Genomic DNA, 24,225 nt, shown 5'->3' on the forward strand with positions numbered 1-24,225 from the left:
GGTTCCCAGGGAAACGTCAGGCGTTCGTCACGGGCGTCCGGAACCGGCCGCGCAGCCGGCACCGGGCGTCCGAAGACACCAGGATCACCTCGTAGCGTGACGGAGGAACGACGACAGCGGCGCGGTCACGCACGGCCGACTCCCCTCATTCGTCACGGCGCGCGCCGTGATGTGGTGCATGGCGCGCGGTTCGTGGCGAGTGTAGAGAAGCCGGCGCGGGCGGGGCACCCGGTTTTTTCGACGGGCTGGAACGTGGGTCAGCCCGTGGGCCGGACGAGTGGCTCGTACCGGAGCGCGGGGAAGTAGTCCTCGCGCGTGCCCTCGCGGCGTACGTCCCAGGTGGCGCAGTGGAGGGAGCCCCCGTACTCGAACACATGGCGGAACGGCACGGTCAACACCTCGAAGTCGAGCTTGGCCAGCAGGTCCTGGAGCGGCTTCTCCCGCTCCTCGCAGACGACCTTGGTCGGTGACAGGCTGAGCACATTCATCGAGAGCCACTTGGAGGACTGGCAGTAGCGCGGCATCTCGTCATTGCCCAGGACCGGCTGCGGGGCGTCGACCAGCTCCCAGTCGTTGGCGAGGAACATCTTCTCCTCGCCCTCGCGCAGCGGCCGTTCGGGGTTGGTGAGGACCAGGCCCGGGCGCAGCGGCACAAAGGTGCAGTCGATGTGCGAGGGGAAGAAGTCCAGCGGGAAGTGGACCGGGTGGACCCGGAAGCCGCGTGGCTCCAGATGCCGCTTCAGCCAGCGGATGCCCGCCCGGTTGGTGGTCATCGACTCCTGGACCAGGATGTCCCGCCCCAGCCGGCTCATGTCCGCGGCGTCGAAGACCACCTCGTCCTGGCCGACACAGAACTCGAAGGAATGCATCCGCTCGTGCCGCTTCTCCAGCGGCCAGTCCCAGAACTCCTCGCGGTACATCCCGTCGCCCATCGAGGGCTTGGGCGCGGTGGTCCACTCGACGCGCGGGTCGGCGTTCCAGTACTCGTACACCAGCTTGCGGTAGGGCTGGTACTCGAAGTACCGGGCCCTGCGCGACATGGTGGCCTCGATGATCTCGTTGCCCATGGTGATCATGACATCGCGCGGGCAGACCGCGCAGTACTGGTTGCCGACCTCGAAGTCCGGGGTGCGGACCGGGGCGGAGAAGTCATACGGCTGGGGGCGGCGCACCACGATCCCCTGGGACTCCAGCAGGGCCACCAGACCGTCCAGTTCCTCGTTGGCCTGCCCGATGGCCTCCTCGGACTTCGGGCCGGTGGGGAACGGCAGGCCGGGGGTGTCGCGCAGCGCGGGCCGGCTGCCCGGCTCCGTCGGCTCGAAACAGGCCCGGTCGGCGGAGCCGACCACGATCTCCTGGAGCGGATCCCACTCGTTCCATGAATTGACGACCGACGAATTCACGACTGCCGGGTATCGCATGTGCGCGTCCACCTGCCTGTTTCGTAAGACGGGGTCAGAGTGCGTCGTCGAGGGCCCGCGCGGTGCGGCAGCGGAAGACGGTGGCGACCTCGACGCTCCGCTCCAGCTCCAGCTCCGCCTCGATCCGGCCGGCCAGGCGCAGCGCCGTCAGCGAGTCGCAGCCGAGGGCGAACACATCGTCGTCCGGCCCGACTGACTCGCGTCCCAGCACCTCGGCGATCAGCTCGCACAGCCGCCGCACGGCGGGTTCGACGGCCGGCGTGGAGACGTTGTCGAGGAAGCGCCCGGTCGGGTCCGCCAGCGCCGTCGGCAGCCCGGCCAGCAGCTCCCGCAACCGGGCGACCATCCGCCGCGCGTCCTCGGCGTCGATCAGGTCGGGGCGGTGGCCGAGTTCGAGGCGCAGTTGCCGTCCGGGCGCGACCATCAGCTTGAGGGGGTAGTGGTAGGCGTCGTGGCCGGCCACGTCCGTCAGCCGCAGCCCGTCCTCCGGGCTGGGCAGGGCCTCGGCCGTGGGGAAGTTCTCGAAGACGACGCAGGTGTCGAAGAGCGTGCCGAGCCCCGCCGCCCGCTGGATGTCCGTCAGCGCCAGGTGGTGGTACGGGAGGAGGTCGGCGTGCTCCTCCTGTAGCCGCGTCAGCAGCGCGGCCAGCGGCTCGGCCGGATCCAGGCGCACCCGCACCGGCACGGTGTTGATGAACAGCCCCACCATCTCCTCGACCCCGGGCAGCTCGGCCTCCCTCCCCGAGACCGTGGCCCCGAAGACGAGGTCCCGCAGCCCGGTGTGCCGGTGCAGGCACAGCGCCCACGCGGCCCGCAGCAGCGTGTTCAGCGTGACGCCGGCCCGGCGCGACGCCTCCAGCAGCGCGGAGGTGTCCGGCTCGGACAGCTCGACCACGAGGCGCTCCGGCAGAGCGCGGATCCGCGCGGTGTCCCGGTCCGGGCAGACCAGGGTGGGCTCCGTCAGGCCCGCCAGCGCGCCGCTCCAGGCGGTGCGCGCCTCGTCGCGGTCCTGCGCGGCCAGCCACCGCAGATGGTCGGGGTAGTGGCCGGGGGCCGGCAGTCCGCCGTCGCCGCCGTGGTCGAAGAGCGCGAGCAGATCGCGCAGCAGCAGCGAGGTGGTCCAGCCGTCCACGAGCAGATGGTGGATGCTCAGGGCCAGCGTCCGCCGGTCCTCGGCGAGCGCGATCAGGGTGCATCGGGCCAGCGGCGGCCGGGCCACATCGAAGCGTTGCCGCCGGTCGGCCTCCAGCAGCTCCGCCAGCCGCGCCTCCCGCTCCGGCGCGTCCAGGCCGGTCAGATCGTGGGTGTGCCAGGGCATCCGGACCGACTCCGGGACGACCTGCACCGGCTCCCCCGACCGCCGCTGGAGAAAGCCCGCGCGCAGCATCGGGTGGCGGCGCAGCAGGGCGTCACAGGCGGCCCGGAACCGCTCGGCGTCGAGCGCGCCCCGCACCTCCAGGGTGATCTGCACGTTGTAGACGTCCAGATCGCCGCTGTCGTACCGGGCGTGGAAGAGCAGGCCCTCCTGCGTCGGGGTGAGCGGCAGCAGTTCGGCGACGGGCATGCCGATCCGGGTGGCGAGCCGGGACACCTCCGCCTCGTCCCGCTCCGCGGAGCCCGCCGAGAGCGCGTCCACCGGGAGCACAGGCACCGGGAGCGCCTCCGGGCTCGTCCCGTACGCCACCAGCGCGCGCAGCGCCGCGAACCAGAGCCGGGCCAGGTCGCCGACCTCGGACTCGGTCAGCAGGCGGCGGGCCCACAGCCAGTGGGCGGTCAGCCGCGGGCCCGCCGGACCGTCCTCGACCGCCGCGTTCACCTCGACGACATGCGTCATCGGCATCCGCGGATCGGCCCCGGTGGGCAGCGCGTCGGACTCGGGGGCCACGCTCCAGTCCGCGTCCGTGGCGGCGTCCTGCCTGCCCAGGTAGTTGAAGCCGAGCTGCGGGGCCGGGCAGTCCGACAGCTCGCCGGCCGTGTCCCGGTTCAGATGGCGCAGCAGGCCGAAGCCGATCCCGCGCCGGGGGACCTCCCCGGCCTGGGCCGTGACCCGGCGCACGGCCTCGCCGAGGCGGGCGGGCGGCGGATCGCCGTCCGGGTCCCAGTCGCCGATCCCGGCGTCGAGCCGCACCGGATACAGCGAGGTGAGCCAGCCGACGGTGCCCGACAGATCGATGTCCTCGCCGAGGGGCTCGCGGCCGTGCCCCTCGACATCGACCAGCACCGCGGTGCCGCCGCCCGCCGCGGGGCGCCGCCAGGCGGCGACGGCGAGCGCCAGGCCGGTGAGCAGCACCTCCCTGGTGTGGGTGGCGAGGGCGGCGGGCACCGCCGCGAGCAGCGGCGCGGTCAGCTCCTCGGGGAGGGTGAGGGTGAGTTCACCGGCCGTCGCGTGGATGTCCCGGGACGGCGAGAGCCGCGCGTCGGTGAGCGGGATCCCGCCCGCGCGCAGGGTCCGCCGCCAGTACGGGAGCTCGTCCAGCAGGTCGGGCGCCGTCGCCTCGGCCCGCAGCCGGTGGCTCCACTCCCGCAGCGGTACGGGCACCGGGGCGGCGGGCTCCGGGGCGGCGGGCTCCGTGGGGCGGCTCTGCCAGGCGGAGTACAGATCGGTCAGCAGGATGTGCCACGAGACCGCGTCGACGGCCAGGTGGTGGACGGTGACGAGCAACCGCCCCGGCCGGTCCTCGCCGCCGTCGAACCAGGTGGCCCGCAGCATGACGCCGTCGCGCGGGGCGAGGGCGTCGGCGTCCTCCCCGGCGCAGGCGGAGATCCGGCGGCGCAGCGCCTCGGGGGACAGGCCGCGCACATCGACCCGCCGTACCGCCGCGCGTGGCCCGCCCGGGGCCTCCAGGGCCACGGCGAGCGACCCGTCGTCCCGCAGCCGGGCGCGCAGCGCCTGGTGCCGCTCCACCACGGCCCGCACCGCGGCGGCCATCCGGTCGGTGCCGAGCCCGGGCGCCACCCGGAGCAGCGTGGACTGGTGGAAGGCGTCGATGGCGCCGCCGTGTTCCAGGAGCCGGCGGGTGATCGGCATGGCGGGGACGGTGGCGGACCCCTCGTCAGCGGCGGGGGAGCCGGCCGCCGGTGCCTGGGCCGAGGCCCGGGCCGGGCCCGCCTGCTGCCGCAGGAAGGCGCGCAGGGCGTCGGCCGTGCGATGGGTGAAGACCTGTTTGGGGGTGAGGCGCAGACCCGCCTCGCGCGCCCGCGCCACCAGTTGGATCACGGTGATGGAGTCGCCGCCGAGCGTGAAGAAGTCGTCCCCGGCCCCGACCGCGTCAGCGCCCAGCACCTGCGCGAAGAGCCCGACCAGCGTGGCCGCCCTGTCCTCCTCCGTCGCCGCGGCCTTCTCCGCTCCCGCGTCCGAGCGGGTCTCCTGACTGTTTCCTGTCTCCTGGGGCCGGGGCGCCGCCGTGCCCTGCACCGGATCCGGCGCGGGCAGCGCCGCCCGGTCGACCTTGCCGTTGGGGCTCAGCGGCAGCGCGGGCAGGGTGACGAAGGCCGACGGCAGCAGATACGCGGGCAGCCGCTCCGCCATCCGCTCCGCCAGCGTGGCCAGTTCGGCGTCCCGTCCGGGCGCCGCCACCACGTACGCCACCAGGCGCGGCACCCCGGGACGGTCCTCCCGTACGGACGCGGCCACCTGGGCGACGGCGGGGTCGCTCCCCACCACGGCCTCGATCTCGCCCAGCTCGATCCGGTAGCCGCGGACCTTGACCTGGTCGTCGGCCCGGCCGCCGTAGACCGCGGTGCCGTCGGGCCGCCACCAGGCGATGTCACCGGTCCGGTACATCCGGGCGCCCGGACCGCCGAACGGGTCGGCGACGAAGCGGGCCGCGGTGAGCCCCGGCCGCCCGACGTAGCCGCGGGCGAGCACCTCACCGCCGATGTACAGCTCGCCGGGGACGCCCGCCGGGACCGGGCGCAGACACGGGTCCAGGACATAGATCCGGGCACCGGGGACGGGCCGGCCGATCGGCACCGCGCCTTGCGGCAGCGGATCCCCGGGCTCCAGGCGGTGTTCCACACAGCCCACCGTCGCCTCGGTGGGGCCGTACTCGTTCACGACCGTCACCCCGGGGTGGCGGGCCCGCCACGCGGCCAGCGCCTCCCCGGTCAACTGCTCACCGCCCAGGACGAGTTGGCCCGTCGGCGAGTACTGCCCGTCGGAGGCGACCAGCACCGGCAGGTGGCTGGGCGTGGCCTTGACGAACGCGGGCGCCCCGCCCGCGGGCCCCGGTGGCGCGTCGAAGTCGTCCAGGTCGACGACGCGCACCAGCCCGCCCGAGGTCAGCGGGCCGAAGATGCCGGTGACGGTGAGGTCGAAGGAGGGTGGCGAGTGCACCAGCGCCTGCTCGGCCAGGCCCGGGTAGGCGGCGCGGGCGAACGCCAGGTAGTTGTCGACCGTGCGGTGTTCCACCGCCACGCCCTTGGGGCGGCCGGTCGACCCCGAGGTGTAGATGACATAGGCGCGGTCGGCGGGGCGGATCGGGGCGCCACGCTCGGCGTCGTCCACGCCGTGCCCGGGGAGCGCAGCCAGCTCCGCCCGCACCGCCGGGTCGGCGAGCGGCACCGCCGACGGGTGTGTGGCGAGGACGAGGTGGCCGGTGTCCGCGCAGACGACTGCGGACGGGGCGGCATCGGCGAGCATGAACGTGACGCGCTCCGGCGGATATCCGGGGTCGACCGGCACATACCCGGCCCCCGCCTTCAGGGCCCCCAGCAGCGCCACGATCAGATCGGTGCCGCGCGGCAGCGCCACCGCGACCAGGTCCCCCGGCCGCACGCCCCGCTTCAGCAGCAGCCGGGCCATCCGGTTGGCGGCCTCGTCGAGCCGGCGGTAGGTGAGCGTCCCCGCCGCGTCGGCCACGGCCGGGGCCTCGGCGGTGCGGCACGCCTGGGCCTCGAAGCGCTGGGGGAGCGTCGCCCGGGCGCGCTCGTACGCCTCGGCCGGGCGCGCCCCGGGGCGGTGGGCCCACTCGCCCAGCACCCGCGCGCGCTCCTCGCCGGTGAGCCAGGGGAGGCGCGCGACGGGGGTGGCGGGGGAGCGGACGAAGGTGTCGAGCAGCAGCCGCAGCCGGGTGCGGATCAGCTCCAGGCGGGTGGCGTCGAACAGGCCCCGGCGGTAGCTGATGTGCAGGCTCAGCTGAGGGCCGGGCACGGCGACCACGCTGAGCGGGTAGTGGGTGGCCCCGGTGATCTCCTGCTGACCGTTCGCCTGCCCGTCCGCGCCGTCCGCGCCATCCGTGCCGTCCGCGGTGTCTTCCGCGAGTGGGGTGATCCGTAGTCCCGGCACGCTGTCGCGCACCGAGGCCCAGTCGAAGGGCACGTCACCGAAGCCGGTCGAGGTGTCGTAGAGCGTGTCAAGACCGGACAGCCGCCGCACCTCGGTCAGTCCGAGGTGGTGGTGCGGGGCCAGCGCGAGCTGCTCGTCCTGGATCCGGGCGAACAGGGCGGCCATCGGCTCCGCGGGGTCGATCCGCACCCGGACCGGGACGGCGTTCATGAGCAGGCCCACCACCGAGTCGACGCCCGGCAGCTGCGGCGGCCGGCCGTGCACGGTCTGGCCGAACACCACGTCGTCACGCCCGGTCAGCAGCGACAGCAGCAGCGACCAGACGCCCTGTATCACCGTGTTGAGGGTCAGCCCGTGGCCGCGGGCGGTCGCCGACAGCGCCTCGGTGGCGTCCCGGGGAAGCGTGATGTGCAGCAGCCCCGGCATCTCCCCGTCACCCGCCGCCGGGGCCCCGGCGGCGACGAGCGTCGGCTCGGAGAGGCCCTCGAGGGCCGACCGCCACGCCTCCTGGGCGGCGGCGCGGTCCTGCCGGGACAGCCACCGCAGGAAGTCGGAGAACGGCGTCACCGGGGGCAGCCCGCCGTCGCCCGCACCGGGGCCGTCCCCCTCGGCCTTCTGGTGGTAGAGCGTGAACAGGTCCGCCAGCACCTGCGGCAGGGACCAGCCGTCGAGCAGGATGTGGTGGTACGTCATGACGAACGCGTACTGGCGCTCGGCGAGGCGGACCAGCGCGAACCGCATCAGCGGCGGAGCCGTCATGTCGAAGCGGCGCGACCGCTCCTCCTCGAGGAAGGACAGCAGCTTCTTCCGGCGTACGGACTCGGAATCCGCGGAGAGGTCGAGTTCGGTCCACGGCGTCCGCACGGTCCGCCGGATCAGCTGCACCGCCTGCCCGTTGCCCCGCTGGCGGAAGCCGGCCCGCAGCACGGTGTGGCGGGCGAGCGTGGCGGCGCAGGCCGCGCGCAGCGCCTTCGGCGAGACGTCTCCGAGCAGTTCGAACGGGGCCTGGATGGTGTAGACGTCCGCAGCCTCGGAGTCGTACAGAGCGTGGAAGAGCATGCCCTCCTGGAGCGGCGTGAGGGGCAGCACGGACTCGATCGGCGACTGGGACACTTCGTTCACTGTCGGTTCCCCGGAAGCGGTCGGCGGCGCGCCGAAGCGAGCGGCAGGTCATAGGAAGGGGCGAGCGAGGCAAGGGGCAGTGACCGATTTCGGCCATCTGCCACGATGATTTCGCGCGGCCGTGGCGCGGGCCAGGCAGCCGACCGGCAGCTTCCCTGCCCGCCGACGGCCCTGCGGGCGGGCGACGTTGCCGGTGCGCGCGGTCCAACTCGGCGTCCAACAGTGCTGGTTCAGCCGCGCAGGGCGGGCTCCGGCCGGTCGGCCCTCGTGATCAGGTCCGACATGGAGACCAGCACCCGGCGTTCCCCGGTGAACGCCTCCCGGCCGTGCGACCAGCGCATGTTGTCGATCACCAGCAGGTCGTGGCGCCGCCAGCCGAAGCGCCGCGCACGGCGCTCGAAGGCCGCGCGGACCGCGGCGACCATCTCGTCCGGGATCCGGCCCCCGTCGCCGAACAGGACGTCATTGGGCAGCCCGTCCTCCCCGAACAGCGCCACCAGGTCGGCCCGCAACCCCTTCGGCAGCGAGGACTGATGGAACAGCACCAGGTGGTTGAACCACACCCGGTGCCCGGTGCGGGGGTGTACGAGGGTCGCCGGGGCCCGGCGCACCGTGCGCAGCCGGTCCTCCTCCGGCCACTCCCACTCCAGCCCGCCGGCCGAGCAGAACCGGGCCACCTCGCCGCGGCTGTCGGTCTGGAACGCCTCGCGCCAGTCGAGGCCCACGCCGCTGCCGTAGTTCCGCACATAGCGCAGCCCCCGCGCCTCCAGGGTGCGCAGCACCTCGGCGGGGATGTCCTCCAGCACCCGCGCGACATCCGTGATCGGGGTGGCGCCGCCGGTGGCCGCCGGGGTGGCGCAGTAGAAGGCCAGCCGGCCCGGCCAGGCACCGGCGTACGACGACTCACAGTGCTGCGGGATCACCTCGCGCGCCGGGTACTCGGTGGAGGTGAACACCCCGTCGCCCACCTCGCTGCGCGGCGTGGAGCGCTCCGTGTACTCCAGCGGCCGGAACCCGAGCCCGTCCAGGGCCTGCTGGAAGTCCCCGACGCCCTCGGCGTCCGCCCCCCGGATCAGGGCCACGCCGGTCTCGGCGACGGCCCGGTCGATCGCCGGGAGGTGCCGGCGCACAAAGGGCCCCAGCCGCTCGCCGTCGGCCCGCAACACGGTGATGCCGGTCAGCTCGTCCACTCGTCACAACTCCCTGGAGAAGGGGCCCGGTGCCGGTGCCCCGGAATCGGTGAGAACGCCACCGGTCAGCCGAGCACCGCGGCGACGGCGCCGAGCACGGCCGGAGCGTCGGCGAAGAGGTAGTCGTGCCCGCCGGGCAGCAGTTGGAGCGTGAAGCCGCCCGAGGCACACGCGCGCCAGCGCTCCAGCTGGGCCCGGCCCACCAGCGGGTCCTCGGCACCGCCGAGGACATGCAGCGGGCAGCCCACCGGCACCGGCCCGACGCTCCGGTACGCCTCGGCGAGGGCCAGGTCGCGGCGGACCGTACGCAGCGCGTAGCTCAGATACGACGGATACTCCCGAAGGCCGGGAGGGAACCCGCCGAACCCCTCCAGCCAGGCCAGCAGCCCCTGGTCGTCCCGGTCCGAGATCCGCTTGGGCACCGCGGCGTGCGGCGCCCGGCACGCGGAGACCAGCAGCGCGCGGGGCGCGGGCAGGCCGCGCCGGGCGGCCCGGCCGGTGAGCTCGTAGCCGAGGAGCGCGCCGAAGCTGTGGCCGAACAGCGCGTACGGCAGGTCGTCGAACTCGTCCGAGATGCCGTCGAGCACGGCGTCGGCCAGCTCCTCCAGCGTGCCAGGCACGGGCTCCGCGCTGCGCACCCCGCGGCCCGGCAGCTCCACCGTCGCCAGCTCGATGCCGTCGGGCGGGGCGAGCCGCCAGGGGGCGAACGACCCGGCGCTGCCGCCCGCTTGGGGCAGACAGATCAGCCGCAGCCGGGCGCTGGGCGCGGTCACCCGGCCGACGATCCACGGAGTGTCCGCCCCGTGCGCCGGTGTGCTCGCGGGGTGGGAGGCTCGTTCGGCGGCATGGGTTCGCATCCCGCTCCTTTCGTCGCCCGGCACGCACTCGGGGCGGTGGCCCCGGCGGGCCATCCTGGGGCGCCGGGGGCGGCCTGGCCAGGCACGGGGACCGGCAACCGGTCTGCCGCCCAATTGCCCCGAGCCTGCCTGGCCGGTGGGCCTCCCGCGCGATGAGGATCGTGCCGACCATCCCGCCCTTGTGCCCGAGGGGATCGCACTTCCATGACCGCTGTTCCTGACGAGGCAGCCGACTCGCCTCTCTTTGTCCTGGACGCCGTGAAGGCGGACCTGATGAAGGTCGAATCCCTCACTCAGGCGTGTCTGAACTGGGACTACGGGAAGCGTGACAGCCGTGTCTGGAGCCTCTACGAGAAGAACAAGGCCGCTCAGTGGAACGCCTCGACCGACATCGACTGGGACTACGACGTCCAGTTCGGCGCCGAGCTGACGGAGGAGAACGGCGCCCGGCTGGCCGGCTTCGTCGTCGGCGAGGGCAGCCCGGTGCCGCGCGAGCTGCTCACCCGGTTCCGCTGGGAGTACCAGGCGTGGATGTGCAGCCAGTTCCTCCACGGCGAGCAGGGCGCGCTGGTGACCACCGCCCGGCTGGTGGAGACCGTGCCCGACATGGACGCCAAGACCTACGCCGCCTCCCAGGTGGCCGACGAGGCGCGCCACGTCGAGGCCTTCGCGCGCTACATGGACGAGAAGCTGGGCACCGTCTACCCGGTCAACCCCGGGCTCGGGACGCTGCTCCACGATGTGCTGTCGGAGTCCCGGTGGGACATTGTCTACCTCGGTATGCAGGTGGTCATGGAGGGCCTGGCGATCACCGGGCTCAGGCTCGCCAGCAGCGGCTTCGGCGATCCGCTGATCCGGCAGATCACCAAGATGGTCGCGAGCGACGAGGCCCGGCACATCGCCTTCGGCGTCACCTCGCTCACCGGCACGTACGAGCAGGCGACCACGGCGGAGATCCGTGAGCGCGAGGACTTCCTGCTGGAGTCCATCCGGCTGATGTCCCGCCGCTTCATGCTCCGTGAGGTGTGGGAGCGGATGGACCTCGACGTGGACAAGGGGCTGCGCTTCGCGCGGACCAACCCGATGATGGCCACCTATCGGCAGCTGCTGTTCCAGCAGGTGATCCATGTGCTCCGGCAGCTGGGCCTGCTGTCGGAGCGGGTGAAGGAACTGCTGCTCGCGGAGAATCTGGTCCGCCCCGAGGTGATGACGAGCCGCTGACCCGGGCCGTCGACAACGCCCCGCTGCCCGGCGCACACCGTGCGCCGGGCAGCGGGGCGTTCGCGCGGGGTCAGTCCGCGGTCAACGGCCGGGTCTGCGCGTCGTGCACGCCGGCGCACAGCGCCTGCCAGATGACGCGGCGCCGCGGTTTTCCGCTGGAGGTGACCGCGATGCCGCCCTGGGGCACCTCGACGGACAGCAGCTCCGCGTCGCCGAGCCACGCGGACAGCACCTCGTGGGCGATCCGCCGCCACTCGGGCCGGACCCCGGCGAACACGGCCGCCCCCGTGGGCGTGCCGTCGCGGACCCCGAGGAGGACGGCGACCCGGCGCTCGGGCACACCCCGCTGGTGCAGCAGGGTCTCCAGGCTCTCCGCGAAGACCATCTTCCCGCTGACCTTGAGCCCGTCGCCCAGCCGGCCGATCACGAACAGCTGTCCGTCGCGCAGGAACCCCGCATCGCCGGTCCACAGCCCCTGGCCGCCGAGGCTGGTGCCGGAGGCGGAACCGGCGTCGCCGAGATAGCCGTCGGCGATCGACACCCCGCTGACGACGATCTCGCCGACCTGCCCGTCCGGGAGTTCGGCGCCGTCCTCGGACACGACGGTCACCGTCCGGTCCGGCAGCGGACGCCCGCAGCCGACCACCGCCGTCCCGGCCAGGGACGCGGCGTCGCCGTCGTCAGCGTTGCCGGGGTGTCCCGTCGTCCAGCCCTCGCCCGGGGGCAGACCGGTCACCGCCAGGGTCGCCTCCGCGCTTCCGTACGCGGGGACCAGCGCCCCGCGGTCGAGGCCGTACGGCCCCAGCAGCGCGTGGAAGTCGCGCAGCACCCGCGGGTCGACCCGCTCCGCGCCGATGATCACGGCCCGCAGGGCGTCGAACCGCAGCCCCTCCAGATCGGCGGGGCGCACCCGGCGCAGGATGTACGACAGGCCGAAGTTGGGCATGGCCGTCAGGACGATGCGCCGGTCGCTGAGGCAGCGCAGATACCGCAGCGGCGAGCGGATGAAGTCGTCCGGCTGGAGCATCCACCCGTCGAATCCGGTGACGACGACGTTCAGCAGAAAGCCGACGAGGCCCATGTCGTGGTGGACCGGCAGCCAGCTGGCGGCGGGGTACTCAGGGGAGCAGCCCAGCCAGACGCCCATCCCGCCGATGTTGGTCCGCAGGGCCTCGGCGGAGATCCGCACCCCGCGCGAGAAGCCGCTCGACCCCGAGGTGAACTGGAGCAGAGCCGTCTTCGGGAGCGGCAGCGGCCGCTCCAGCGGCTCGGCGTCCGCGACGAGCCGGTCGAAGACCACCGGCTCGCCGAGGCCCACTTCGGCGGCGACCTTGCGGATGCGCTCCAGCGACTCGTCGTCGCAGACGACGGCGGCGGGGCGCACGGTCTCCAGCAGCTGGGCGGCGTGCCTCTCGTACTCGTCGGCCCGCTGATAGGCGAACGGCGGGGCGATGGAGCACGGTGTCGCGCCGGCGGCCAGGGCGCCGAAGAACGTGGCGACGAAGCCCGGGCTGGAGCGCTGCACCAGCGCCACCACATCGCCCGGCCGGACGCCGTCCGCCCGCAGTGCGGCGGCCGTGGTGAGCACCAGCCGGCCCAGGTCGCGGTAGGACCAGAAGTCCCAGCCGTCCTCGTGGTTCGCGTAGTACAGGCCACGCTCGGCGGACGCCTCGTCCAGCCAGTCGAGCAGGCCTCGGTCCGGGTTTCCCAACGTCCCCGTCCTTTCCAAGTGGCCACGCCGGGTACGTCCCGGGGCCGATCGGACCCCGTGCCCGGCTGCCGCACAGCTTCGCCACGGGGCCCCGCGGGTCGCCAGGCAAGGGGCCGGTAACTCGCCCGCGGCCGGGCGGCATTTCGACCAGCAACCGCGATTGCCGGTCGATTGCCTGGTGAGTGGCCGCGCGGCCGGTGCAGCATTCGACCGAGATTCGAGCCCTTGTCCGTCGGAGCGGTCCGCCGGAGCGCAGGAGAGAGCGGTTACGAACCCGATGACTTCACGCGACACCGAGCCCGGCCTGCTTCCGCTCACGGCCGCCCAGCGGGGCGTGTTCCACGCGCAGCGCCTCCAGCCCGACAACCCGGCCTACAACACGGTGGCCGTCATGGAGCTTCGGGGACCGGTGGACGGGGAGCTCCTGCGGCGGGCGATCCGCCGCGCGGAGGGGGAGAGCGGCAGCTGGGACGTCGAGCTGGTGGAGCGGCCGGACGGCCTGTACCAGCGGCCGGCCGCGCCCGGCCGCTCGACATGGCGGCAGCTCGACCTCGGCGGGGAGCCGGATCCCCTCGCGACGGCCCGGGCGCTGGTCGACCGCGACCGCGCCACCCCGCGCGACCTGTTCGAGGACGCGCTGTCCGGGCATGTGCTCATGCGGATCGGCGCCGACCACCATCTGTGGTACCAGCGCAGCCACCACATCCTGTCCGACGCCTTCGGCTCGGTGCTGCACTCGCGCAGGATCGCCGCCGTCTACGAGGCCCTGGCCGCCGGGACGGAGCCGGCCGGCGAGCCGCTGGGCCGGCTGCGGGACCTCCTGGCCGAGGAGGCGGAGTACGGCGCGTCCCAGGACCACGCCACGGACCGGGAGTACTGGACGGGGACCTTCGCGGACCGGCCCGAGACCGTCTCGCTCGCCCCGGGGGTGCCGACGGGCGCCGCCGGGCGCGCGTTCTCGGCGACCACGGCCCTGTCCCCGGACGAGCTGCGGGCGCTGCGGGACGCCGGGCGGGACGCCCGCGCCCCGTGGACGGTGCCGATGCTGGCGGCGGTCGCCGCCTATCTCCAGGGCATGACCGGGGCCGTGGACCTCACCATCGGCGTCCCGGTCACCGCGCGCGTCGGCGCCCGGTCGCGCAACGTGCCCGGCATGCTGTCCAACACCCTTCCGCTGCGGCTCGCCGTCAGCCCGGCGGGGGGCCGGGCGGCGCTGGTCCGGCAGGTCGCGCGGCGGCTCGGTGAACTCCTCACGCACCAGCGCTACCCGTACGACGAACTCCGCCGCGACCTGCGCCTCCTCGGCACCGACGAGCAGCTGTTCGGCGTGCTGGTGAACATCGTTCCGTCGGGCTCCGAGACCGCGTTCACCGGACTGGAGGCGCGCCTGACCGCGCTGTCCGGCGGCCCGGTCACCGATCTCAACATCACCTGCCACCCCGGACCCGACGGCCGGGGCGCGCGCGTGGAGTTCGAGGCGAACCCCGACCGCTACACCGCCGCCGAACTGGCCGCGCACCAGGCCAGGTTCGGCGAGTTCCTGCCCCGGTTCCTGGCCGCCCCGCCGGACCTCCCGCTCGCCCGGGCGGACGTTCTGACGGCGGCCGAGCGCGGCCGGGCGCTCGCCGTCGGCCGACCCCCAAGGCCGGCGCGGCACATCGCGCCGCGGACCTTCCCGGACCTGTTCGAGGAGCAGGTCCGCCGCACCCCGCACGCCCCCGCGGTCATCTCCGCCGCGGGTTCGCTCGACTACGCCGGGCTGAACTCCCGCGCCAACCGTGTCGCCAAGGCCCTGGTCGAGCGGGGTGCCGGGCCCGAGCGCCTGGTGGCCGTCGCCCTGCCGCGCGGGATCGCCGCGCTGACGGCCGTGATCGCCGTCATGAAGGCGGGCGCCGCGTATCTCCCGGTCGACCTCGACTATCCGCGGGCGCGGGTGGCCGCCATGCTCGATGACACCGAGCCGCTGCTCCTGCTGACCACCCGCGCGGCCGACGACGGTACGCGGGCCCCGGGCGTGCCCCGGCTGTATCTGGATCCGGATCTGGGTCTGGATCTGGGTTTGGATCTGGACGACGCCGACGCGCCCACCGACACCGACACCGACCTCGGTGACCGCGACCGCCGGGCGCCGCTGCGGCCGGAACACCCGGCGTATGTCATCTACACCTCCGGCTCGACCGGCCGCCCCAAGGGCGTCGTCGTCACCCACACGGGCCTGGCCGCCCTGCTGCGACACCAGAAGGACCTGCTCCGGCTGACCCCGGACACCCGGGTGCTCCAGTTCGCTTCGCCGAGCTTCGACGCCTCGGTGTGGGAGCTGTGCGTGGCGCTGCTCACCGGCGCCGCCGCGGTGGTCGCCCCGTCCGAACGGCTGGTGCCCGGGCCACCGCTGGCCGGCCTCGTGGCCGAACTGGGGGTCGACTGCCTGCTGCTCGCCCCCTCCGCGCTCTCCGCCATGCCACCCGACAGCCTGCCCCAGGGCGTCAATCTGGTCGTCGGCGCCGAGGCGTGCCCGCCCGAACTCGTCGCCCGCTGGTCCCCGGGGCGGCACATGGTCAACGCCTACGGCCCCACCGAGGCGACGGTCATCGCCACCCAGACCGGGCCGCTGTCCGGCCGGACCGTCCCGCCCATGGGCCACTCGGTCCCCGGCGGCCGGCTCCGGGTGCTCGACTCCGCGCTGCGGCCGGTGCCGCCCGGGGTGGCGGGCGAGGTGTATCTGAGCGGCGACGGGCTCGCCCGCGGCTACCTCGGCCGCCCCCGGGTCACCGCGGAGCGGTTCGTCGCCGACCCGTTCGGCGCGCCCGGCGCCCGGATGTACCGGACGGGCGACCTGGCCCGGTGGACGGCGGAGGGCGGGCTGACGTATCTGGGCCGCGCCGACGGCCAGGTCAAGCTGCGCGGCCACCGCATCGAACTGGGCGAGGTCGAGGCCGTCCTCGCCCGGGCGCCCGGTGTCGGCGTGGCCGTCGCGGCCGTCCGCGAGGACCGGCCGGGGATCAGACACCTGGTCGGCTACGCCGTCGCCGCGGCGGACACCGACCCGGCCGCGCCCACCCGGCTCGACGCGGCCGCGCTGCGCGAGTTCATGGCGGGGCGGCTGCCCGCGTACATGGTCCCGGCGGTGGTCGTGGTGGTGGACGCGGTGCCGCTCACACCGAGCGGCAAGGTGGACCGGGCGGCGCTGCCCGCGCCGAGTTTCGAGGCCGCGAACGAGTACCGGGCGCCGTCCTCCGAGCGGGAGCGGGTGCTCCAGGAGGTGTTCTGCGAGGTGCTCGGCCGTCCCCGGATCGGCGTGGACGACAGCTTCTTCGACCTCGGCGGCGACTCGGTCGTCGCCATGCGGCTCGCGGCCCGCGCCCACGCGGCGGGCCTCGCCGTCACCAGCAACGACATCTTCCGCCACAAGACCATCGCCCAGCTCGCCGAAGTGGCCCAGGACACCGGGCCGGAGGCCGCGACACCCGGGAACGCCGAGAGTTTGGTGCGCATCGACGCCGAGGAACTCGACGCGGAGGAACTCGACGAGCTCGAAGCCCAGTGGGAGACAACACGGTGAAACAGACATCCCTGGAAACGGTGCTGCCACTCTCGCCGTTGCAGCAGGGCATCCTCTTCCACGCCCTCTTCGACGAGGGGGACACCGAAGGCGGAGGCCCCGGCGGTCCCGGCGGCCCTGTCGATTTCTACACCGTGCAGACCCCCCTGGAACTGACCGGCCCGCTCGACACCGAGGTGCTGCGCCGCTCCTGCCTCGCCCTGCCGGCCCGCCACGCGAGCCTGCGCGCCGGGTTTCTGCGGCGGCGCTCGGGCGAGGCCGTCCAGGCCGTCGCCCGCGCGGTCGAGCCGCCGTGGGAGGAGGCCGACCTCTCCGGCCGCGACCCCGACGAGGTCCGGGCGCGGCTCGCCCGGCTGCTGGCCGAGGACCGCTCCCGGCGGTTCGAGATGACCAGGCCGCCGCTGCTGCGGTTCACCCTGGTGCGGCTGGCGCCCGAGCGGCACGTCCTCGTGCTCACCAACCACCACATCCTGCTGGACGGCTGGTCGCTGCCCCTGGTCCTCGCCGACCTGTTCCGCATCTACCGGGACGGCGGCACCGCCGAACGGCTGGAGCCCGCCCCCTCGTTCGGCGAATACCTCGGCTGGCTCTCCGCACAGGACCACGCCGAGGCCGAGCGCGCCTGGCGGAGCGCGCTGGCCGGGCTCGACGGCGCGACGCTGGTGGCGGGCGGGTCGGGCACCGGCACCTCCGACCGCGGCCAGCAGCGCGTCGTCGCCGAGCTGACCGAAGCCGAGACGGCACGGCTCACCGCCGCCGCCCGGTCGCGGGAGCTCACCACCAACACCGTGGTCCAGGGCGCCTGGGCGCTGCTGCTGACACTGCTCACCGGACGGCGGGACGTCGTCTACGGCAACACCGTCGCCGGGCGCCCGCCCCAGCTCCCGGGCAGCGAGCGCATGGTGGGGCTGATGATGAACACGGTGCCCGCCCGGGTGCGGGTGGACCCGGCCGAGCCCGTGGCGGACCTGCTGGCCCGCATCCAGCGCGAGCAGGCGGCCCTGACCGCGCACGAGTATCTGGGCCTCGCCGACATTCACCGAGCCGTCGGCGCCACCGAGCTCTTCGACACCACCGTCGCCTTCGAGAACGTCCCCGTCGAACAGGCCGTCCAGGGCTCCTCGGTCGAGGGGCTCGCGGTGACCCTGCTGCGGGACGCCGTCGAGGACGCGTTCGAGGGCACCCACTACCCGCTGAGCCTGGCCGTCCACCCCGGCGCCCGGCTCCGCTTCGAACTCAACTACCGCGACGACGTCTGCACCGGCGAGGCGGCGGCCGAGGTGCTGCGCCGGCTGTGCGCCCTGATGCGGGACATCGCCGACCGGCCCGAGCTGCCCGCCGGGCGGCTGCCGCTGTGCTCCGACGCCGAGCGGCGGACCGTCCTGCGGGCGTCGAGCGGCCGGAGCGTGGCGCACCCCGACCGGACGCTGCCCGAGCTGTTCGAGGAGCAGGTGCGCGCGACACCCGACGCGGTGGCCGTCACCGACGGCGCCACCACCCTGACCTTCGAGCGGCTCGACGCCGACGCCGACCGGCTGGCCCGGCTGCTGGTCGCCCACGGCGCGGGCCCGGACCGGCTCGTCGGCGTCGCCCTGCCCCGTACCGCGGCCGCGGTGACGGCGATCTGGGCGGTCTGGAAGTCGGGCGCCGGCTATCTGCCCCTCGACACCGAGCACCCGCTGGAACGGATTACGGCCATCTGCGCGGAGGCCGCACCGGCCCTCGTCCTGGCCACCGCCGCCACCGCGCACACGGTGCCCGAAGGGGTGCCCGTGCTCCGGGTCGACGAGGCGGAACCGCTCGACGAGGCCACGGACCCGGGCGCCGGAGAAGGCCCCGGCCCGCCGCTGCCCGGCCACCTGGCGTATGTGATCTACACCTCCGGCTCCACCGGCCGCCCCAAGGGGGTCGCCGTCGAACACCGCAACCTGGCCAACATGTTCCACAGCCACCGGGCGAACTTCTTCGAACCGGAGCGCGCCCGGGCGGGCGGCCGGCCGCTGCGGGCGGCGCTCACCAACTCGCTCGGCTTCGACGCCTCGTTCAGCCAGCTCCTGTGGATGGTCGCCGGGAACGCGCTGCACATCGTCGACGACACCGTGCGCAGGGACGCCCTGGCCCTGGTCGACCACGCGATGGCGGCGGCGGTCGACGTGCTCGACACCACGCCGTCCGTCGCCCGCCAGATGCTGGCCGCGGGCATGTTCGAGGCGTCGGGGGAGCGGCACCGGATCGGCGTGCTGGCGCTCGGCGGCGAGGAGGTCGGCGACGACCTGTGGACCGAACTGCGCGGCGTGCCCGGCCTGTCGGTGTACAACCTCTACGGCCCCGCCGAGTGCACGGTCGACGCGATGCTCTGGCACGGCGACGGCGATGGCGACGGCGACTGCGACTGCGGGCCCGCCATCGGCCGGCCCGCCGACAACGCCCGGGTCTATGTGCTGGACGGATTTCTGCGTCCGGTGCCGGACGGGGTGGTCGGCGAGCTGTACATCGCGGGCGACGGGGTCGCCCGCGGCTACCTGGGCCGCCCGGACCTGACCGCGGAGCGCTTCGTGGCCGATGTGTTCGGCCCCGCGGGCGCCCGCATGTATCGCACCGGCGACCTCGGACGCCGCCGTCCGGACGGGGTCGTGGAGTACCGCGGGCGCGCGGACTCCCAGGTCAAGATACGCGGCCACCGCATCGAACCGGGCGAGATCGAGGCCGCGCTGGCGGCGGCGCCCTCGGTGGCGCAGGCGGTGGCCGCGGTGTCCGCCGACCCGTCGGGCGCGCGGCGCGTCGTGGGGTACATACGCCCCGCGCCCGGCGCCCGCCCCGACCCGGCCGCGCTGCGCGAGTTCACGGCGCGCCGACTGCCCGCGTACATGGTCCCGGCGGTCGTCATGGTGGTCGACGCGGTGCCGCTCACGCCGAACGGCAAGGTGGACCGGGCGGCGCTGCCCGCGCCGAGTTTCGAGGCCGCGAACGCGTACCGGGCGCCCTCCTCCGAGCGGGAGCGGGTGCTGCACGAGGTGTTCCGCGAGGTGCTCGGCCGCCCCCAAATCGGGGTGGACGACAGCTTCTTCGACCTCGGCGGCGACTCGATCGTCGCCATGCAGCTCGCGGCCCGCGCCCACCGGGCCCAACTGGTCGTCAGCACCAAGGACATCTTCCTCCACCCGACCATCGCCGGGCTCGCCGAGGTGGCCCGGGACACCGGCCCGCGCGGCGAGTCGCGGGGCCGGAACACCGCACCCGCGGGGCCGCTGGTCCCGCTCAGCGACGCCGAGCGGGCGGAGCTGGCCGAGGGCGGCCGGCGGATCGCCGATGTGCTGCCGCTGACCCCCCTCCAGCAGGGCATGCACTTCCACGCCCTGCTGGCCGCCGATGGCGTCGACGTCTACACCGCCCAGGCGCCCGTACGGCTCGAGGGCCCGCTCTCGCCCGCCGCGCTGCGCGAGGCCGTCGGGGCGCTGGTCGCCCGCCACGGCGCCCTGCGGGTCTCCTTCACCCTCCTGAGCTCGGGCCGTCTGGTCCAGGCGGTGCACGAGGAGGTGAGCGTGGGGTGGCGGGAGGCCGACCTCTCGGCCCTCGGCGAGGACGAGCGCCGCCACCGCCTCGCCGAGCTGATCGACGAGGACCGGCTCCGGCGCTTCGACCTCGCGAAGCCGCCGCTGCTGCGGGTCACCCTGGTCCGGCTCGCCGCCGACGACCATCTGCTGCTGGTGTCCTACCACCACGGGCTGCTGGACGGCTGGTCGCTGCCGCTGTTCTTCCGCGACCTGTTCGCCCTCTACGCGAGCGGTGGCGAGGCGGGTGGCCCGGTGCCGGTGCAGTTCGCCGACTATCTGCGCTGGCTCGACGGCCAGGACGGGGAACGGGCGGTGCGGGCCTGGACCGAGGCGCTGGCCGGACTGGACGAGCCCACCCTCGTCGCCCCCGACGCCGAGGCCGCCGCCGCGACCGTGCCCCACCTGGCGACCGAACTCCTCGACCCCGAGCGGACCACCGCGCTGTCCACCGCGGCACGCGCCGCCGGCCTGACCCTCAACACCGTGATCCAGGGCGCCTGGGCGGCGGCGCTGGGCCAGCTGCTGGGCCGCGACGACATCGTGTTCGGCGCCACCTGCGCCGGGCGCCCGCCGGAGCTGCCGGGCTCCGAGGACATCGTCGGCCTGCTCATGAACACCGTGGCGGTGCGGGTGCGGCTCGATCCGGCGCGCCCGCTCGTCCGGATCCTGGCCGACCTCCAGCGCCAACAGGCCGAGCTGGGCCCGTACCAGCACCTGGGCCTCGCCGAACTACAGCGGGCTCTGGGCCTCGGCGAACTCTTCGACACCGTCGTCGGGTTCGAGAACACCCCCGTTGATGGCGAAGCTGTGCAGAAGCACGTCCCCGGCCTGCGGATCTCCGTCGACGACCGGCCCGTGCCCGGCGCCACCCACTATCCGCTCAGCCTGGTCGTGGTGCCGGGCGAGCGGCTGAGCCTCGAACTCAGCTACCGCGCCGACCTCTTCACCGCAGAGGCGAGCCAGGCCCTCCTCACCCGGGTGAGCAAGGTCCTCGACGGCTTCGTCGCCGACCCGGCGGCGCCGCTGGGCCGGATCGACCTGCTCACGGCGCAGGAGCACAAGCTGTTCCGCGCCACGGCCGACGGCCCCTCGCACACGGCCGCCCCGGCCACCTTCCCCGAGCTCTTCGAGGAGCGGGTACGGGCGCGGCCCGAGGCCGTCGCGGTGTACGACGGGCCGCTGGCCATCGGCTACGCCGACCTCAACGCGCGGGCCAACCGGCTGGCCCGGGCGCTGGTGGCCCGCGGTGTCGGCCCCGAGGACGTGGTGGCGGTCGCGATCCCCAAGTCGGCCCGCTCGCTCCTCGCCGTCCTGGCCGTCCTCAAGGCCGGCGCCGCCTATCTTCCGCTGGACCTCGGATACCCGCTGGAGCGGCTGCGCCAGGTCGTCCAAGACGCCGGGCCCGCCCTCGTGCTGACCACCGCCGACGCGGCCGGCCTGGTGGCCGAGGCGGGTGCCGGCCGGACCCTGTGCCTGGACGGGCCCGACGATCCGGCCGACGCGCGGGCCGTCGAGCGGGCCGACGCGCTGACCGACGGCTTGTCGGAGGCGAACCTGACCGACGCCGACCGGGTGGCGCCGCTGCGGCCCGACAACACCGCGTACCTCATCTACACCTCCGGGTCCACCGGCCGCCCCAAGGGCGTGCTGGTGCCCCACCACGGCATCGCCGCCCTGGTCGCCCAGCAGCGCACGGGCCTGGCGCTGCGCACGGACGAGCGGGTGCTGCTGTTCGCCTCGCCGAGCTTCGACGCCTCCGTGTGGGAGCTCGCCACCGCCCTGCTGACCGGGGCGAGCGCGGTCGTCGCGCCCGCCGACGCACTGCTGCCGGGACAGGCCCTGGCGGCCACCGTGGCCCGGCACGGCGTGACCGCACTGCTGCTGCCGCCGTCCTCGCTGGCCGTGCTGCCCGAGGGCGCACTGCCGCCCGAGGTCACCCTGGTCGTGGGCGGCGAGGCGTGCCCGCCCGAGCTGGTCGAACGCTGGTCGTCCGGCCGCCGCATGGTCAACGCCTACGGCCCGACCGAGGCGACCGTCATGGCGACGATGAGCCGCCCGCTGACGGGCCGGACCAGACCGCCGCTCGGCGATCCGGTCGCGGGCGCGCGCGTCCATCTGCTGGACGGCGCGCTGCGGCCGGTGCCGGCGGGCGCGCCCGGTGAGCTGTATCTGGCGGGCGAGGGGCTGGCGCGGGGCTATCTGCGCCGGGCCCCGCTCACCGCGGAGCGCTTCGTGGCCGATCCGTTCGGCCCCGCCGGGTCGCGGATGTACCGCACCGGCGACCTGGCGCGCCGCACGCCGGACGGCGCGCTGGAGTATCTGGGCCGGGCGGACCAGCAGGTCAAGGTGCGCGGCTTCAGGATCGAGCCCGGCGAGATCGAGACGGTGCTGGCCGACGACCCGTCGGTCGCGCAGGCGGCCGTGGTCGTCCACGAGGACGCGGCCGGCCGGCGCCTGGTGGCGTACGCCGCCCCGGCCGCCGGCGCCCGGCCCGACCCCGCGGCCCTGCGCCGGCGGGTCGCGGCCGCCCTGCCCGACCACATGGTGCCCGCGGCCGTGGTCGTCCTCGACCGGCTGCCGGTCACGCCCAGCGGCAAGCTCGACCGGGGCGCCCTGCCCGCCCCCGACTTCTCCGGCGCCCCCGCCGGCCGAGCCCCCCGCACCGCCCGCGAGGAGCGGCTGTGCGCGCTGTTCGCACAGGCCCTCCAGGTGGAGCGGGTCGGCATCGACGACAGCTTCTTCGACCTCGGCGGCGACTCGATCAGCTCCGTCAAGCTGGTCACCCTGGCCCACGCCGACGGCCTGGACATGGCGCCGCGCGATGTGTTCACCCACAAGACCGTGGCGGCGCTCGCCGAGGCGGTGAAGGAACTCGCCCCGGACGCGGACACGGGCGCGGCCGATCCGGACGAGCCGCTGGTCACCCTGGACCAGCACGAACTCGACGCCTTCGCCGAGGACTGGCAGGAGCCGGTCTGAGCCACCGGCCACCGCCGGGGGAGCCCCCTTTCGGCGGTGGCCGGACACCACGATCGCACGACCACTGGGCCAACACGGCCGGGACCCTGCTCGGTCGGCCCCGTGAGGCACCACCACGCGGCCCGGCAGCGGTGCGCGGGCCGCACAGGACCGAACGACGGACGACCCGAGCGGTCACGACCCGGTGGAGGACCATCGACATGACAAGCACCTATTCAGCCGTTGCCGCCCTCCGCCAGGAGGCGGCCGACCCGGTCCCCGACAGCCCGGACACCCCGCTCGAATACCACCTCGACGCCGAGGAAGCGGCCGAGCTGCGGGCCGCCGCCGCGCGGCTCGCGCACGCCCACGGGGCGCCCGACCGGCCGGAGTTCTACGACGGCGGCCACGCGGCCGAGGAACTGCTGCCCGCGGGGCTGCGCGGCTTCCTGCTCTCCTACCGCCGCACCGAGAGCACGGCCGCGTGCCTGGTGCACGGCTTCCCGGTGGACGACGCCCGGATCGGCCCCACCCCCGGCCACTGGCGCGAGGCCATCGAAGGCGAGGCGGCCAGGGAGCAGGAGCTGTGGCTGGCGATGTGCGGGCTGGCGCTGGGCGACCCGTTCGGCTGGGCGACCCTCCAGGAGGGCCGCATCATCCAGAACATCCTGCCCATCCGCGGCGACGAGCGGCGCCAGAGCGGCTACGGTAGCGAGAGCCTGCTGGAGTTCCACACCGAGGACGGCTTCCACCCCAACCGCTGCGACTATCTGCTGCTGCTGGGCCTGCGCAACCCGGACCTGGTGCCGACCGTCGTGGCGTCCGTGCGCGATGTCCGGCTGAGCGAACACGACCGCACGGTGCTCGCCGAGGAGCGCTTCCACATCCTGCCGGACACCGAACACATCCGGCAGCTGGAGGCCTCCGCGCCCCGCCACCCCGCGCTGGCCAGGCTGCGTGAAATGGCGGACCGGCCCGTGCCCACCGCCGTGCTGTTCGGCGACCGGCTCAACCCGTATCTGCGCATCGACCGGCCCTTCATGCGCGTGGCCTCCGAGGACACCGGGGCCGCGGCCGCCCTCGACCGGCTCATGGACGAACTGCGGCGGGTGCAGCGGGAGATCCCGGTGGGCCCCGGCTCGCTGCTGGTCGTGGACAACTACCGCGCCGTGCACGGCCGCCGCCCCTTCACTCCGCGGTACGACGGGACCGACCGCTGGCTCAAGAAGCTCACCGTCAGCCGCAACCTGCGGCGCAACCTCAGCGGATACGCCCTGGAACACCCCCGTGTCATCGTCTGAAACCGGTCCTGGCACCGCCCCGCGGCCCTCCACGGAAAGGCAGC

General features: G+C 74.5%; 9 protein-coding genes. 4 read left to right on the top strand and 5 right to left on the bottom strand.

Translation table 11 applies throughout. The annotated features are described in order from the left end of the window. Positions 1-257: 257 nt before the first annotated feature. From ABTY62_RS03545 to ABTY62_RS03560, 4 genes are all read right to left on the bottom strand, one after another. Positions 258-1,421: a glycine amidinotransferase gene (locus tag ABTY62_RS03545; protein ID WP_352127681.1), complete on the bottom strand. Its 1,164-nt coding sequence runs from the start codon at positions 1,419-1,421 to the stop codon at positions 258-260. A 34-nt stretch (positions 1,422-1,455) separates the two neighbouring features. Beyond that, positions 1,456-7,830 (bottom strand): non-ribosomal peptide synthetase, encoded by a 6,375-nt coding sequence (locus ABTY62_RS03550; RefSeq protein ID WP_352127682.1) that lies wholly within the window; start codon positions 7,828-7,830, stop codon positions 1,456-1,458. Between the two features lie 230 nt (positions 7,831-8,060). After that, positions 8,061-9,020, bottom strand: coding sequence for a TauD/TfdA family dioxygenase (locus ABTY62_RS03555; RefSeq protein ID WP_352127683.1), 960 nt, complete (start codon positions 9,018-9,020; stop codon positions 8,061-8,063). 65 nt (positions 9,021-9,085) lie between these two features. Beyond that, positions 9,086-9,877 carry a thioesterase II family protein gene (locus ABTY62_RS03560; protein WP_352127684.1) on the bottom strand — a complete coding sequence of 264 codons (792 nt, stop codon included), beginning with the start codon at positions 9,875-9,877 and terminating at the stop codon, positions 9,086-9,088. Positions 9,878-10,081: 204 nt separating this feature from the next. Here ABTY62_RS03560 and ABTY62_RS03565 point away from each other — a divergent pair, with 204 nt between their 5' ends. Beyond that, a complete protein-coding gene (locus ABTY62_RS03565) occupies positions 10,082-11,098 on the top strand; it encodes a ferritin-like domain-containing protein (protein WP_352127685.1) in 1,017 nt (338 codons plus the stop codon). A 70-nt stretch (positions 11,099-11,168) separates the two neighbouring features. Here the strand turns inward: ABTY62_RS03565 and ABTY62_RS03570 are convergent, their stop codons facing one another. Continuing rightward, positions 11,169-12,809, bottom strand: a complete 1,641-nt coding sequence (locus ABTY62_RS03570; RefSeq protein ID WP_352127686.1) for an AMP-binding protein — start codon at positions 12,807-12,809, stop codon at positions 11,169-11,171. 277 nt (positions 12,810-13,086) lie between these two features. On the opposite strand from ABTY62_RS03570, the gene ABTY62_RS03575 reads away from it, so the two are divergent. The 3 genes from ABTY62_RS03575 (at position 13,087) to gntD (ending at position 24,181) form a co-directional block, all read left to right on the top strand. Then, positions 13,087-16,368: a non-ribosomal peptide synthetase gene (locus tag ABTY62_RS03575; protein ID WP_352127687.1), complete on the top strand. Its 3,282-nt coding sequence runs from the start codon at positions 13,087-13,089 to the stop codon at positions 16,366-16,368. Beyond that, positions 16,365-22,901, top strand: a complete 6,537-nt coding sequence (locus tag ABTY62_RS03580; protein ID WP_352127688.1) for a non-ribosomal peptide synthetase — start codon at positions 16,365-16,367, stop codon at positions 22,899-22,901. Before ABTY62_RS03575 ends, ABTY62_RS03580 begins: the two co-directional genes overlap by 4 nt. Before the next feature lie 200 nt (positions 22,902-23,101). After that, positions 23,102-24,181 carry a guanitoxin biosynthesis L-enduracididine beta-hydroxylase GntD gene (gene gntD / locus ABTY62_RS03585; RefSeq protein ID WP_352127689.1) on the top strand — a complete coding sequence of 360 codons (1,080 nt, stop codon included), beginning with the start codon at positions 23,102-23,104 and terminating at the stop codon, positions 24,179-24,181. Positions 24,182-24,225 lie beyond the last annotated feature (44 nt).

The sequence above is a fragment of the Streptomyces sp. NPDC097640 genome, from assembly GCF_040302705.1.
Taxonomy (GTDB): Bacteria; Actinomycetota; Actinomycetes; order Streptomycetales; family Streptomycetaceae; genus Streptomyces.